This window comes from Glutamicibacter sp. M10 (assembly GCF_025452055.1).
Lineage (GTDB): Bacteria > Actinomycetota > Actinomycetes > Actinomycetales > Micrococcaceae > Glutamicibacter.
In genome coordinates this window covers 2,636,712-2,652,170 of the sequence record NZ_CP104918.1, presented here as the reverse complement: position 1 = coordinate 2,652,170, position 15,459 = coordinate 2,636,712, and the positions used below count along the sequence as shown (strand labels likewise).

Genomic DNA, 15,459 nt, shown 5'->3' with positions numbered 1-15,459 from the left:
AACCTTTGAACGCCCTGTGTATAATGAGTACATCCTATTTGCTTAGGCGCGATTGTCGGGAAATCTGTTTTATTGTCAAATTTCCCCATCGATTTTTGAACCGAATGAACAATGAATAACATTGTAGAGAAGTTTTGTTATTAGGATAACATGCCAATAAATATGAATTGGAGCCACCTAGATTGAAAGCCGAATTTTCGAGAGGTACCGATCTGGCTTCCGAGGAGCGAAGTATCGATCTCAGTTTCGATGGCGGCACTTTCGTGAATTGGAAGGTTTCCGAGCCAATTTCTTCTCTATCCTTGCGAGCTGAGAAAGCGACTGATATTGTTCACGGGTTTTCAAGCTTTGATTCAGAAGATGCATCATATGGGGTTATTGATTTAGCCGATCTCCGACCGGTGGAGTATCAGATCATAATCAATGGGGACATTGAAGAACTGAAAATCATAGATTTAGGCGCAACTGAGATCCATATCGGAACGCAGAATCAAGGAATTACGAACGAACATATCTGGGATTTTCGCCAGTCCGAAGAAGGCCAACTTTTTCTCTCTCCGATTCACAAGAAAGATCTGCGTCCAGCCGTCGTATCATTGGATGCAGGCCTCGGAGTAGTGATATTGGAGGTAAGCCCTTTACCTGCAGTTCCAACAGACCATAAACTATTTCTTCGCCATAGAAAACAAAAAGAAAAGCTTGTTGCGCTCCGGTCCGAATCCATCCAGGACGATCGTCACCGCTACGTAATTTCTGCTGATGTCTGGGAACAAATGAATATTCCTATCGACAGCGGACAGTCAACTTGGGACCTTTTCATCAGCGAAGATGAAAAACTAACCCGTGGTAAGCGGCTTACATGGAGAGGCAGTTCGACAGCTAATCCGCGCGAAACGGTTAGATTTAGGGCCACAACTTCTTGGGTAAAAAAGGACGTACTTTACCGAATTCGTCCATATTGGACCCTAGATCAATTTCTTGCGCTTGAGATTACCCATTCTTCGAATTCTGAGGGAAGCTACTAATGAAACTTAACTATCTACTGACAAGTGCCGATGCTCGGGCTGGAACAGAACGCGCGATTGCAGATCAAACCAAGGCTATGACGGCCAGAGGGTACGAAGTAACTGTCTCCAGCGTCTACCGACTCCCTCAGACTGGTTTCGACTTCGGCGAGGGTGTCCAAGTTGAGTACATTACGGATTTGAGTGAAAGCGATTCATTTCCTAGTTTGATCATTCCGGAAGAATGGGATAATCAGTTCTGCAGGGCGACGGATACTGCTCTAATGAACTTCTTGTCTAATCGTGACGATGACGTCTTGATTGCATCGACACCTGCGTTAGCCGTTTATGCGTTACTGAGCTGCCCGGCCTCAACGAAAGTTGTTCAGGAAGAGCACCGAAACACAATGGCTCGAGGGGTAACTGCTGAGCCGCTACTTAGGCATGGCGTAAATGTCGACGCTCTAGTACTTCTAACAGAACGAAATCGCGAGTGGTTAGAGATGCAGTGGGCATCGCAGGCCCCTCGGATGGACGTAATTCCGAACTCACTGTCGCTTGTTGCCCGTCCGCAGAGTAGCGGTACTCAAAAAGTAGTGATGAGTGCCGGACGATTGGTTCGGGGCAAAGGGTTCGTGAATTTGGTACGAGCCTTTGCCCGAGTTGCTGACGCCTACCCAGATTGGCGCCTTAGAATCTTTGGCGACGGACCGGATCGCGATAAGATTTTTACAATGGCGCGCAATCTTGGCGTGGCCCGGCAGGTGGAGATTTTCCCACCAACAGAACATATTGAAGAAGAATGGGCTCGTGCGTCCATTGGTGCTCTCGCTTCCGTGTCCGAGGGTCTGCCACTCGTTCTCTTGGAAGCCAGAGGAGCGGGATTGCCGCTGGTTGCTTTCGATTGTGAAACCGGGCCTCGAGAAATCATTGAACATGGTAAAGACGGGTACTTGGTTCCGCTAGATGATGTCGGAGCCTTCGCGGAAGCGTTACGCATGTTGATCAGTGATGACAGCAAGCGTCAGACGATGAGCGCCCGCGCGGAGGAATCCTTACAACGATTTAGCCCTGAGGCTGTATCTGAACAATGGGATCAACTCTTTCAAGAACTCGCAAAGAATCCACTATCGGCACGTAGCGGTGTTCAGGTAACTGAACCGGATACAAACGCTATAGGAACGAGCGATGGCGATTTGGCCCTGTCTCAATTAGAACGTGAACTCGATTCAGACTCTGAACAGGGCACATCAGCGACTGATTTTGATCGTGGGCATGGAAAGCACTCCGAAAAAACCGACTCCGCGGTCGCAAAGGAAAATGCGGATTTCAAAGAGTCTTCGATTGAAACAGATCTCCATGGCATGTTGCCTTCGAACGCGAGAGCAGAAAATCGTCGACTACTAGCCAAAATGTTTTCAACGTCGAGCCTCATGGCTAGGCCAATTAAATCTAACAGAGGATTTTCGTGGGCCCTCCGGATCGAAGACCGCGAGGAATTGCTAGCTCACCTTGCAAAATACGGCTCGGATGTTCTTGAAGTTCGTCTCTATGCTGGTCGAACTCGTTTGGACCTGGATGGGTACTCCTGGCGACAAGACTTGAACGAAGTAAATTGGGGCGAGGTCACTAGACTATTCCTATTCCACAATTTCAGTGTCCCGGGTACCCGTCGACACGTGGGTTTCGCGTCTGGAATCACGCTTGAAATCTGGGACCATGACGAACGAAGAGAACATCTCTACCGTGCACCCCGCGTCAACTATGAAGTGGATATGCTTAAGTCTGAGCAATTTGCCTCACCAATGTTCGCAGAGTGGAGTTCCCTGCGCGGATTGCCTTTGTGGTCGCAGGTCGATTTTCCTATTGATGCTGTTTATACCTGGGTTAACGGTAATGATCCTAAGTGGAGTGCAAAGAGGAAGGAAGCCACTGGCGATTTCTCGCCGAGCGGGTTGGCCGGGGGAGAGATTCGGTATTTGAACCGCGACGAACTCAGATATTCTTTGCGCAGCCTACATCAGCACGCGCCATGGCTTCGGCATATCTACGTAGTTACGGATGGACAGCGACCGGCGTGGCTGAGTGAACACGAAAAGGTAACGGTTGTCGATCATCGTGATATTTTTCCTGACGATTCTGTTTTGCCAGTTTTCAACTCGCATTCGATTGAATCTGTGCTACATAACATTCCGGGGCTATCTGAGCACTTCCTGTATCTAAACGATGATGTTTTCCTTATGAGAGATCAAGTACCGGAGAATTTCTTCACGTCCGTTGGCCAGGCCAAATTCTTCCCATCATCAACCAAGATGAACGAACTAGGCCAGGAAGCCGAGCCTCATGAGGCTGCCGGGATGAATAACCGTTTGTTGTTAGAGGCGGACTTCGGAGTAACGATCACTCAGGGGATGCTGCACACACCGCATCCGCACAGGGTCTCGGTTCTGCGTGAGATTTCGTCGCGATATTCATCTGCGGTCGAAGACACAAGAAGCCATAAATTTAGAGATCCCTCGGATCTCTCCATGTTGTCTTCGCTAGGTCAGCACTTTGGGTACTTCCAAGGAGCTTATGTTCAAGGGGCATTGAATGTAAGCTTCGTTCCCCTGGGGGCCCCAGACACCATGCGTAGGCTCGTTCAGCTTAAGTACATGCAACTTGATTGCCTAACTTTCGGCGAATCTGAGGACGATCCGAATCCAAAGTTAACCCATGAAATGGCGACGACATTTATGCGATCAACGTTCCAGATACCTGCACCTTGGGAGAAAAACTAAGAGTGCACGACGTTGGTATTCTGACAGCGCGTTTCGCTGAAATCGAGGAACCGCTTACAGGTGAGTAAGAAGCAAGCTAGATTTTAGGTCTAGATGAGGGCGAGGGCATAACACCGCGAACCTGCAGTGTCATGCCCTCATCTGTATCTAAATGTGGCGTGCGGTATAGTGTCGAGATCCAATTCAAAAGAACATATCAGGCTTCGTCACACAATATTCGCAGAACGACGGTTCCCACTTGTAGGATCTAGACACGCAGAACGTTGTGTAGACGCAGATTCATAACAAGGCTCACTGCACAATGCCTTGAAGCGTAGAATTCGCGACAGCGGTAGGCAAGTGGCGCACCGGAAAACTTTGGGCACACATACTACGAGCTGGCTTCACGAAACCTGGTGGAGTGTGTAGAGCCAACAATGAACGTGAATGGCTTGTGGGTACGGGCGCTTCACTGGATGCCAACGAGATCTGCCCATATGTGGATCCATGTTCGTCCGGTTTTAGCTACATCAGGATCTATATGTTTCGGCCGAGGCGGAAGGCCGAAAGAGTAGAGAAATGTGCGATAAGTTAAAACGTATCAATTTTAAAAAAGGCACCTATGATTGAGCAATATTTCAAGTATAAGGAAACTGTCGTCCCATATATGGAACGGCCAGCCACACGTGACACTCGGTCACTTCTGATCGTTTTTTCAGGAATCGTAGAAGATTGTGGATACGAGTTTATTGGAAAGTCTGTAGACTCGATATCTTCAAATATACTTTGGATTCGCGACAAGTTCGATGGGCAGAGTACATATTACATGTGCCAGCAAATGGATTTTTCAATCAGTGATGCAGTTCAATCGCTGATTCTGGAGCATTGCCATAAGTTGGGTATAAAACAGGAGGATTGCACACTATTTGGTATTTCTAAAGGTGGAGCTGGTGCCCTGTATATCGGATTGAAATACGGTTATAAAAATATAATAGCCTCCGTCCCACAGCTAGCTGTGGGTGATTATATTCATGAAACCCGTCCTTTAATACTTTCACATATGACGCGTACTGAATCAATGAAAGAGGATGTCGAACAACTCAATTCGCTCATTCCTAACCTAGTCTCTGAAGATGAACATATTGACCGGAATATTTATGTATTTTCTTCTGAGTCGGACAACGAATATCGCAGTCAGATCAAGCCATTCGTAGATTCCTTTAGGAAATACGCCAATTTTAATACAATTATCAGCAGTTCGAAATTAATCACCGGCCACACAGAAGTAACGCGTTATAATATAGGGCTCATAATATCTTTGATTAACTTTGCGGCTGAGGGTGTTTATCCGCGGCTAGGGGACGTCCGAACGGGTGGCCAGTCTTACGCGTCGAAACGCGAATTACGAGAAGAGCCGCAAGAAATCGATTTCGGTAATCCTGTTTGCGAGATGGACAAAAGCCTTCTCAAGGGTAGCGTTTGGTATCCTGAAGGTGCCGCATTTATTCGTGGACACGCGGTCGAGAAACATGCAGATATATCTAGGACATTAATTTTCAAGTCTGGTCAGGAAACTTCTGAAGTTGCACTCGGTGGATGCATGAACAGGCGTCTCAACGCAAAGTACTACGGTACGAAATTTAGGGACTACAGTTATTCTGGTTTCGCGTCCAGAGGACATGATGGCATCCCATTGAGTTCTCTCAAACCGGGAAAATACGACGTCCAGCTAAAAATTTCAAACCGTGAGATAGCAAAGCTTGTGCCTCTCACTTCTCGTAGAGAAATAGATTCGGCGACTGTATTCGATGGGTTTTTTGTTCGAGTTCTATCCAATCCGCGTGGTACCAATATTTACAAGAAAGAGATTGCAGTTACCGAAGGTGGCATGCAGGAGTTTGAACTTGCCACTAGTTGGATAAAAGGAGACTTGTTTCACCTTGAAGGTAGATTTGCGGTGCGTGGGTTATTTGGAGACACGATACATAAAAACAGATATTTTGTGACACTCAAATCTAGCGATCAAACCAAGAGCTACCGCCTTGGAAATGGGCGCCGGAAGCAACAAATCAATCTTTTCGGCGATCCCTTTACAAACTATACGTATTCATATTACGCGACTGAGGGATATTCAGGTGTTGACATTAGCGATCTTAATGACGGTTCCTTCGACGTGTTTGTGACTGTGATTACCAGTGGCATTGAAACCACAAAACGATTGCCAATCGTGGTATCTAAATCAATTGGTACCGCTGTGATTGTGACCCGTTAGTTCAGGGCTTCACTTGGGCCATGCTCAAATGCAAGGATGATCCCTAAGGCCTTGGTGGAGATTGCTGGATGGGTTCTCGGCCCGATGTACGTCCAGCGAGCCTGCCTCGGGTCTACAAAGCATCAAGAGTCACTAAATGCCATTTATCAAGTGGGTCTGCAGTGAGGTTCGGGCGATTGGGGATCTCTGTATTGCCGCGCATGCTTGGCTTGCTGCACGGATGGTGATGACTCTGTGGGCGGGTAGGTTGTTTTAGTTTAGGTGGGTTCAACATGTACTTGTCGACCAGAGTTTCCTGGTTGCTTTGATGACGTGCAAGTCACCGGTTGCTGAATAGGGTTTGTTGGTACCGCGCGTACGGCGACCTGGAATCCGGGTAGCATCTACATGGCCTAGCGGTACCAGCTATCCGTATTTGGCACTGGTGATTAAATAGAACTCGGGCGGATGCAGAATAGCGCTTGAAGGTACTTCTGTTCTTGTAAGCGAGGTGAAATCTCGTTACTTCGTAGACAGTGGAACTCATGACTTCGCACTATTTCTTAGGAACAAGAGTACCGTTTAGCGCTAGTCGGCAAGCGGGTGTATTGCTTCGGTATCCGCGATCACTGGCTTCACTTAATTGTCACGTAGGGTACTGGGGACACCTAAACTTCGTAGCCGACCTTTCGAACTTACTTCCTGTTCTTCGTCGAGGCAGTACGCCGTAATTCGCAAGATCCATGAAGTGCGCCGGCTCCCACCTGCACGTTGACATAATCACGAGGCCATGGCTTATATTTTGATTTCTAACGCACAGTATCAATCTTTTGAAGTGAAGCAAAGGGGACCTATTGGCTACGCAAAACAAATTGTTGATAATTTTTAGGTTAACATCAAGTGAACATATGGTTTATTCTTGCTGATTATCATTGATAAGTCGTTTCATAATTAGCTGACATCTTTTTATTGAGATAAAGTTGATTTGATATGAAGCCTGAACCAAAAGACAAAGCAGAGGTCGATACGACGAGTTTCGCGCCGTCGGATACGGCGATCGTGATCGTTACTTACAACCGATCGCACCTGCTTGATCGTCTTCTCTCCAGTATCCAAGTGATGAATCCGTCGCCAGGTCACGTAGTAATTATTGATAACGACTCTGCGGATGACACGCATGAGATTGTCGCCAAGCATACGATCGAGCTGGCTCCAACGGTTATCTACCAAAAACTCGCTACGAACACCGGTGGTTCAGGCGGTTTCCATCACGGTGTGAAAACCGCATATGAACTCGGCGCCTCATGGATCTGGATGATGGACGATGACGTAGAAGTCATCCCTGATTCTCTTGGCAAATTAGGCAAGTGGGCAGCGCGGTTCCAGGTTATTCAAGGACGCCGGTACGACTACGACGGTAGCGAGTTCTATTGGCAATATCGGATCTCTGACCGTCTTGCCATCCCGATTCCGTTTGCACCGAGCGACTTTGATATCACTGGATATCGAGAGATGAACTCCGGGTGCTTCGAAGGCATGTTCATCCACAGGGAAGTGGTCCGTCGTATTGGGCTTCCAGACCCACGGTTCTTCATATATTGGGACGACCAGCTCTACGGTTGGTTAGCTTCGAAGATCACCACTTCTGTTATTGTCAATGAGTTTGTTCTCAGGCGTACCCGAGACATTCGGCAACTCGACCTCGGAGTTAGGCACTTTAACGCGTCTAGCAACGGATACCGGTACTACATCATGCGCAACCGGGCGATTCTCAAACAGTATTATCGCGCTCACGGTGTGTTATTCCCCGCTCACTTCGCCTTGGGAACAGTGCTGACCTTCGCGAAGGAAATCTTGCGCTTAGTACTCGTTGAGAAGACTATCCGCGGAACTTCCAACCTCTTCAAGGGGCTGCGCGACGGGCGAAAGATAGAAATCGATAAGGCATGGAAACCGATGGCTCCCTTGGAATCAACTGACCATAGCAATCGGCTAAAGAATCATTAGACAGTAGGACTTGCCGAAGAGCCGGGCGCCCCTTGGGTTGGGGTGCCTGGCTGCTGGTTTAATGGCTGAAATTGTATGTCCCGGTGGATGATCCCGAGATCGACGCTTGTCGTCATTGCTAGGTTCCCAGTGAACAAGCGCTGACAAGGTTTCCCATGCCCCGTATCGGTGACTGATAGGCCAGAATAACCAGTATCAAGAAACGCCTTGTGATTGGTGCGGCATTCGTTGCGCGGTAGCCGTGGTCAGCCGCATTCGCAGCAAGCCGCCACGGATTACGTGCTGTTTGCGTACACGCTGTTTCTTTCTGATGCGTTGACAAAAAACGGGGTGTGTCCGCGTGTAAATCGCGAACACACCCCGAAAGCTTAGTGCTATCTCCTATTACTGCGAGACCTTTTGCTCCTCAGCAATCGCTGAGATCTGGTTGTCCCACATGGAAAGCGCAGAGCCGATTGCCATGTGCATGTCCAAGTACTGGTAGGTGCCAAGACGGCCGCCGAAGAACACATTCTGTTCCTGCTTCGCGAGGTCACGATAGGCGAGCAATCCGGAACGATCTTCTGGAGTATTGACCGGGTAGTACGGTTCATCTTCTTTTGTAGCGAAGCGTGAGAACTCCCGCATGATGACAGTTTTGCCAGTTGGGTAGCTGTCTTTGCGTTCAGGGTGGAAGTGCTTGAACTCGTGGATGCGAGTAAAATTCACGTCAGCATCTGGATAATTCATCACCGGTGTTCCCTGGTAATCGCCGACATTCACAACTTCTTCCTCAAAGTCCAGGGTTCGCCATGAGAGCTCACCTTCGCTGTAGTCGAAGTAACGATCAATGGGTCCGGTGTAAACAATCGGAATCTGGCCGGCTAGGTCGTCCTTGTTGAACGGTTGGCTTGAATCAAAGAAATCAGTGTTCAGGTGAACCGTGATGTTCGGGTGATCCGCCATGCGCTCAATCCAAGCCGTGTACCCATCCGTTGGTAGACCTTCGTACTTGTCGTTGAAGTAGCGGTTGTCGTAGTTGTAGCGAACAGGAAGGCGGCTGACAATATCGCCTGAAAGCTTTTCCGGAGAAGTCTGCCATTGCTTGGCTGTGTAGTGAGCGAAAAATGCTTCAAACAGTGGGCGTCCTACAAGGGCGATACCCTTTTCGTAGAAATTCTTTGCGGTATCAACGTCAAACTCCCCAGCTTGTTCTTTAACCAAAGAACGTGCTTCATCTGGGGTATATGCGGCATTAAAGAACTGATTGATCGTGTGCAAATTTACCGGCAATGAGAAAGTCTGTTCATTGTGAGTGGAGTACACACGGTGAACGTAGTTGGTGAAACTGGTAAAGCGATTCACATACTCCCACACACGCTCGTTTGATGTGTGGAACAGGTGAGCCCCGTAGCGGTGCACCTCAATGCCAGTCTCAGGCTCTGCTTCGCTGTAGGCGTTTCCGCCGATGTGTGACCTCCGGTCAATTACCGTAACTTTGAGGCCAGCTTCTGCGGCGCGCTCGGCAATGGTGAGACCGAAGAATCCTGATCCGACAACTAATAAGTCTGTATCCATACATGCAATTTATTCATTCGGCAGTAACGAGCTGTCGTATTGAAGGTTAACGGGAGGTGTACTTAATATAAACAAATTTGCCGGTGGGTCAATTTCAAAGGTGAAGGAATTGGTTTATTGATAATGTAGTTTTTTGCGGCCAACGGAAAGTCCGTTTCGGATCGCTCCAGCATAAGAGAATTCGCTGACAAATGGCATCCGGGCCTACAGAAGTACGACGTGGCAATGCGTTAGTTCATGCCTGATGCGTAAGACAAGGAATGAGGAATTTCCCCTTGGTGGATCCGAAGAATAAGTATGATGTGGCCGTCCTCGGCTGGTGGTACGGCAAGAATTACGGATCAATTCTGACCTACTACGGTTTGAACCGTGCCATCGAAAACCTCGGCCATTCGGTTCTCATGGTGCATGAACCTGTCGGCTACAACGGTTTCCGTGTGCAATGGCCAAACGAGATCCTGTCAATGGATTTTGCGCGCCGCACCGGATACGAATACACGGATCAGCTCCATTACTCAGATCTGGATCAGCTAAATGAGCTCGCTGAAACGTTTGTCGTTGGCAGTGACCAGCTGTGGAACCCGCTTATCGGGCGCGTCAACGATGATCTGTTCTTGGACTTTGTCGCACCGGACCGAAACCGAGTTGCCTACGGCACGTCTTTCGGCAATCGAGGAACTGATAAGTTCAAGCCGGACTTCGTTGAAAAGCACTCGCAGAATCTTCAAAAGTTCAAAGCTATCTCTGTACGTGAGAACTATGCAGTGAAGACGGCTAGCGACATCTTTGGCGTCAAAGCAGACCTCGTAGTTGATCCGGTATTCCTTCTGGACCAGGAACACTACAACAAGCTGGCTTCTAAGGCGTCGATCTCACCTGAGGGTGAATACTTGGCAGTGTTCCTTCTGGACCCAACAGAGGAAAAGAAGTCGACGGCAGTAGCCATCCTTGAAAAAACAGGCTTGGATAAAATCCTCGTGATTTGCAACCCCGATGAGGGACGCTCGGTAGCAGAAGAGATTTGGTCTGATGAACCTCGTGCAGAGATCATTGCAGCCGACTCACCAGAAAACTTCCTTCGTGCTTACAAAGATGCCAGCTACGTAGTCACCGATAGCTTCCACGGCACAGCGTTCTCGGTAATCTTTGAGAAGCCATTCTCATCGATCTACAACAACAAGCGTGGTGCGGACCGATTCAAGAATTTGCTTGCCTCACTCGGATTTGGTGACACCCGCCGCGTCTATGAAAGTGATACCACTGAGACCGTGAATGAAAATCCAAACGTGACTCGAACCATCGATTTCACCAAGGCCCGCAATTACATCAAGAACGGGCGTAAGACATCGCTTGAGTGGCTCAAGGCAGCTTTGAACCCCAAGGTAAAGTCGACAGCCGCACTTGTAAACGGCAAGGCCATTACAGCAGCCGCGGCAGCCAGCAAGAACAGCCACACCCTGGACCTAGACTTCTCCGCCAACAGCGACGTCTGGTCCATCGACAAGGGCGCAGAGGGCGTTTCACTGAGCGTCGTAAAAGACAAAGAACTTCGTGGAAAGCACGTTTGGACCAATCTTCCAGAGCCACTTACTCCAGGTTCAAAAAAGCGCATCAAGATTCAGTGGACACCAACCACGCAGACTAAGAGCATCAATGTGCACTTACGTAACCCTGAATCCGGAACTTTCCGAGTGATCGGCAAGGCGGCAGTAGCTGCCGGTTCGGGAGGCTTGCGCACCGATGAGTTCGAGTTCTCAGTAGCGGAGCAGGGGCTAAGCCAGATCATGCTTGGAGCACTGCACTTCACCGGTCCTAAGGCCGGAGCGCAAGTACACGAAATTTCGATTTCTGATGCAACGGGTAAAGTTACGACCCCCAGCGCTCCAGCGGCCAAAAAGTCAGACGAAATTGTGGAAGGATTCTCCAAGCAGGCACGACGGCTGGCCAACCATGACTTCGAGCAGCAAGTTCGTTCCTTTACTCGCGGAAGGTCAGCAGACTCTGTAACCGGGATCCGCGCGCGGATGTTCTTTCATGCGCACGCAATTGAAAAGGGACTGACCCATAGCAACTTCCGTCCGGGCTTCGGACGAATTGCCATCCCAGGTCTTGCAAAAGAGATGAATGCTTGGCTATCGCGTGGTTTGGGCACGGACGACACCATCGTTCAAAGCTCAGCTTCGGTGATGAAGGCCTACTTCGCCCGCAACGAGGAGACCAATACGGATGTCTCTCATTTCCGAAACTTGTTTTCGGTGGAGTCGCAAGAAGTAATCGCAAAGGGTCAGCTGGGGGAGGGCGGAGCGTTCCCGGCCTCGAAGCACCGCGAAGACCCGGTTGAAACGCCTAATGATGACCGTGCATTTATGGAAGTCGTTTACGGGCGTCGCAGCGTACGCGAATTCAACGACACTCCTGTTGATGATTCAGCGATTGCTTCCGCAGTTCAGATTGCCATGCAGTCACCATCGGTTTGTAGCCGTCAGGGAGCACGTGTTCACCAGTTTGATCATCCAGAGATCATCAAGCAGCTACTTGAAGTTCAGGGTGGATTCTTTGGATTCAATGCCCCGCCACGCCTGCTCTTGGTGACTGCAGATCTAGATGCTTTCCTCTTCGCACCGGAACGCAATCAGCCCTTCGTCGATGGCGGGCTGTTCATGATGTCGTTGTTGCTGGGTCTAACCCAAATGGAATTGGGGTCATGCCTGCTGAACACAGCCATGGGAGTCGAGAAGGAACAGAAGATTCGCAACATTGTTGATCTTCCTGAGAATGAAGTCTTCATCGCCTTTGTTGCTGTCGGTAACTTTGACCAAAGTGTCCTGGTTCCACGCTCAAAGCGCGTAGAAGCCGACAGCATCCTGAAGCGACATGGCTAACCAACAACTCATCGGTAAGGAGGGTGACACAAGCATGACGTTGCCAGCAACATTTGAATTGGAACAGACTGAAGGACCTGACATGGCTGATTCCACCAAGACGTACCCTGTACAGCCTGGGATTTGGCTACAGGCTGGGATTTCGACCGAACAAGAAGCACATTTTCATGTCTACGGTCCTGTTGGCATTTCACTGAGCCGTGGAGCGGCAGAGTTTGCGCCTGGTGGTTTGCTCTCTACGGGCACCTACTACAACGTGTTCAATTATGGGAAGTGGAAGCGGATCTGTGGAGATATCCCACTAGAACTTCAGCTCAAAGGCAAAGGGCACTTCCAACTGACCGTCTTCCAAGCTGACCGTCATAAGTCGTGGCACAAGTTGGTTAGCGAAGTGGTGACCTTAGACGGCATGTATCGCCATCCGGTCCTAGTAGACGAGGAGACACCGGAAGAATCGCTGCTGTTCTTTGACCTGATGGCATTGCAAGATGGCGAGCTTGAAGATTTTGCGTGGGCGACTACAGCGAAGCCAGTGCGAACCCCGGAGCTGATGCTCTCGGTAACTACCTTCAAGCGAGAAGCTGAAGTAGAAGATACGATTTCCCGTTTCCGTGAGTTCCTTGTGGACTCGGCAATCAAAGAACACATCAGCATGACTGTTGTGGATAACGGTAATTCGCTCAAAGTCGAAGACGGTGGCGGCGTCGAAGTCATTCCCAATGAAAACTTGGGCGGAGCTGGCGGATTCACACGTGGTCTATTGCGCGCACGAGAAATCGGCGCTACACATTGCCTATTCATGGATGACGACGCATCGATACAGATGGAAGCCTTGTCCCGCACATGGTGGCTATTAGCCTATGCCCGAGACTCCCGCACTGCCGTTGCAGGTGCAATGATCAACGCTTCACACCGTTGGCAGATCTGGGAAAATGGCGCGGAGTTTGATCTGGGATGTAAGCCTCGATACCACGGACTAGATCTGCGTTCGCGAGATGCCGTGTTCGAAATGGAATACGAGACGACTATTCCAGCTCCGGAAGATCTTTACGCTGGTTGGTGGTTCTTCGCGTTCCCCGTTGACAAGGTGGAACACTTGCCGTTCCCATTCTTTGTTCGTGGAGACGACGTGAGCTTCTCATTGGTCAACGACTTTGACATCGTTTCGCTTCCTGGCGTTGCGTCTGTTCAAGAGAACTTCACTGACAAAGCATCGCCTATGACCTGGTACCTAGATTTCAGAAGCCACTTGGTACACCACCTGTCATTGCCAGAAAAGCAACGTTCATGGGTTGAACTGCAACAGATGGTACTGAGCTTCTACCAACGCAATGCCATGAGATTCCACTACGACACTCTCTCGGCAATCAACCTTGCCTTTGAAGATGTCCTCCGAGGACCAAAGTTCTTCGATAAGCATGCGGATATGGCAAGACGACGTACAGACCTTAAGGCATTGACTAGGCAGGAAGCATGGAAGCCAGTCGTTGAACGACCTGAAGAACTTCATGGTGAAAAGTCGCGTCTTATTAGAGCGATACTCTTAGCTTCTCTGAATGGACACTTGCTGCCAATGGGCAAGAAGGCTGACGCTGACTTAACTTTGTCATCGTCATTTAGAGACGACTACCACGTGGCATTTGGTGCAAAGCAAATCACTTACCTCAACGCAGATCAGTCCTCTGCCTACGTAGTTCGCCGAAGTCAGAAAAAGTTCTGGCGCGAAACTATCAGGCTTGTACGAAACACGTTGCGGTTGCGGGCGACCTACGAAGAGAACCTTCGACGATGGCGTGACGGATACGACCAGTTGACTTCTGACGCTTACTGGACAGAAAAGTTGAAACTTGATCGTGACGTAACAAGCTAGGATAAATTTCTTCGCGTTGGTCTCTGTGAAATCAAATGAATCGGCTTCAAGCCAAAGCAAATGATTCCTCAGAGACCAACACTGAAGATGAGAAACTTGCCTTCTCAAACCTGGAAGGCAAGATCCTTGATGCATCTCCGATAATAATTTCGTGAACAGATACGCAATTACCACTGAGGCATTCGAAACAGAGTTTTGCCATACTGCTAATTTGACATCTGCGTCGAATCATAACCACACGCTATTTAAGCATGCCACCAGTAAGCGACGACTACCTAGTTCATGTTTCGTGCCACGCCTAGCAGTGCTTTCCAATGCACAAGACGAACTTCAAGTGAGTCGGTTACATGGTGGTCAAACTTCGAAGGGATAAATCGAGGATGAATCATCTCGGAGCTGGAATCGGTCAGCTGCTCGTTGATATCAAAGTAGCCGAAACCCAGCTCGTCGCATTTCTTTTTCAGTTTTAGATTGAATGATCTTGCCAGATCTGTTCTCAAGATATCAGACATGTAGTTTTCATTTAGGGCTGCAACTACAGCATCCTTGCGTTTCGCATCTTCAGTTGAGTCGGAGAATCTGTCCGTGACGATCCTCGAAATATATTTTATCGCCTTCTTCCAGTCGTAGCAGAGGACTGGCAAATTGATCCCCTTTACGATCAATTTTGCGTCGTTCAACTCTAGGCTGACTAGATATTCGAAATATTTTTCAACAAAATAATCTAGCCAGTACTCGGGAGTTTCTGATGAACCTTGTACGAACTGGCGAAATGGTAATCCAAGCTCTACATCGACCTGGCCGAGATTAAGAACGAGAAAGTCTGGATTTTCCTGCTCCTTCCAGAGCTTGATGTTCTCACCCAGAGCGAGCGTCGAATCGAGCTTCCCTACACCGGATACTGTAGAGGCGCTTACCACCTTAGCCGTAGATTTTATCCCTCGTAGCGTAGGCATAAATGCTCGAACTTGATTCGTGAGACCAAAATACTGAGTGTGCGAGTCGCCGACAATTAGGAATTTCATTTAATGCCCGTCCTTTGATGAGTAGCTCGAATTCTGCATCAAGGAGCGTGAGCTCGCGTCGTGCAAAATTCTTCTTTCTGTTCAAATCGGATTTGACAGCTGCT

At 48.9% G+C, this 15,459-nt stretch carries 8 protein-coding genes; 6 read left to right on the top strand and 2 right to left on the bottom strand.

The features are described from left to right. The first annotated feature begins 182 nt into the window (after positions 1 to 182). From N6V40_RS12965 to N6V40_RS12950, 4 genes are all read left to right on the top strand, one after another. Positions 183 to 1,025, top strand: a complete 843-nt coding sequence (locus tag N6V40_RS12965; RefSeq protein WP_262197928.1) for a hypothetical protein — start codon at positions 183 to 185, stop codon at positions 1,023 to 1,025. Continuing rightward, the gene (locus tag N6V40_RS12960) at positions 1,025 to 3,784 is read left to right on the top strand and encodes a stealth family protein (RefSeq protein WP_262197927.1); all 2,760 of its coding nucleotides are present in this window, start codon (positions 1,025 to 1,027) and stop codon (positions 3,782 to 3,784) included. Before N6V40_RS12965 ends, N6V40_RS12960 begins: the two co-directional genes overlap by 1 nt. 601 nt (positions 3,785 to 4,385) lie before the next feature. Further along, entirely contained in the window at positions 4,386 to 6,035 is a 1,650-nt protein-coding gene (locus N6V40_RS12955) for a hypothetical protein (RefSeq protein ID WP_262197926.1), read from the top strand. 969 nt (positions 6,036 to 7,004) lie between these two features. After that, positions 7,005 to 8,021, top strand: a complete 1,017-nt coding sequence (locus N6V40_RS12950) for a glycosyltransferase (protein WP_262197925.1) — start codon at positions 7,005 to 7,007, stop codon at positions 8,019 to 8,021. A 384-nt stretch (positions 8,022 to 8,405) separates the two neighbouring features. Here N6V40_RS12950 and glf read toward each other — a convergent pair whose 3' ends face one another. After that, entirely contained in the window at positions 8,406 to 9,578 is a 1,173-nt protein-coding gene (gene glf, locus N6V40_RS12945) for a UDP-galactopyranose mutase (RefSeq protein ID WP_262197924.1), read from the bottom strand. A gap of 278 nt (positions 9,579 to 9,856) precedes the next feature. Between glf and N6V40_RS12940 the strand changes: the two genes are divergently transcribed. Then, positions 9,857 to 12,460 (top strand): polysaccharide pyruvyl transferase family protein, encoded by a 2,604-nt coding sequence (locus tag N6V40_RS12940; RefSeq protein ID WP_262199743.1) that lies wholly within the window; start codon positions 9,857 to 9,859, stop codon positions 12,458 to 12,460. A gap of 34 nt (positions 12,461 to 12,494) precedes the next feature. After that, a complete protein-coding gene (locus N6V40_RS12935; RefSeq protein ID WP_262197923.1) occupies positions 12,495 to 14,330 on the top strand; it encodes a glycosyltransferase family protein in 1,836 nt (611 codons plus the stop codon). Between the two features lie 275 nt (positions 14,331 to 14,605). Here the strand turns inward: N6V40_RS12935 and N6V40_RS12930 are convergent, their stop codons facing one another. Further along, positions 14,606 to 15,355 (bottom strand): hypothetical protein, encoded by a 750-nt coding sequence (locus tag N6V40_RS12930; RefSeq protein ID WP_262197922.1) that lies wholly within the window; start codon positions 15,353 to 15,355, stop codon positions 14,606 to 14,608. Positions 15,356 to 15,459 lie beyond the last annotated feature (104 nt).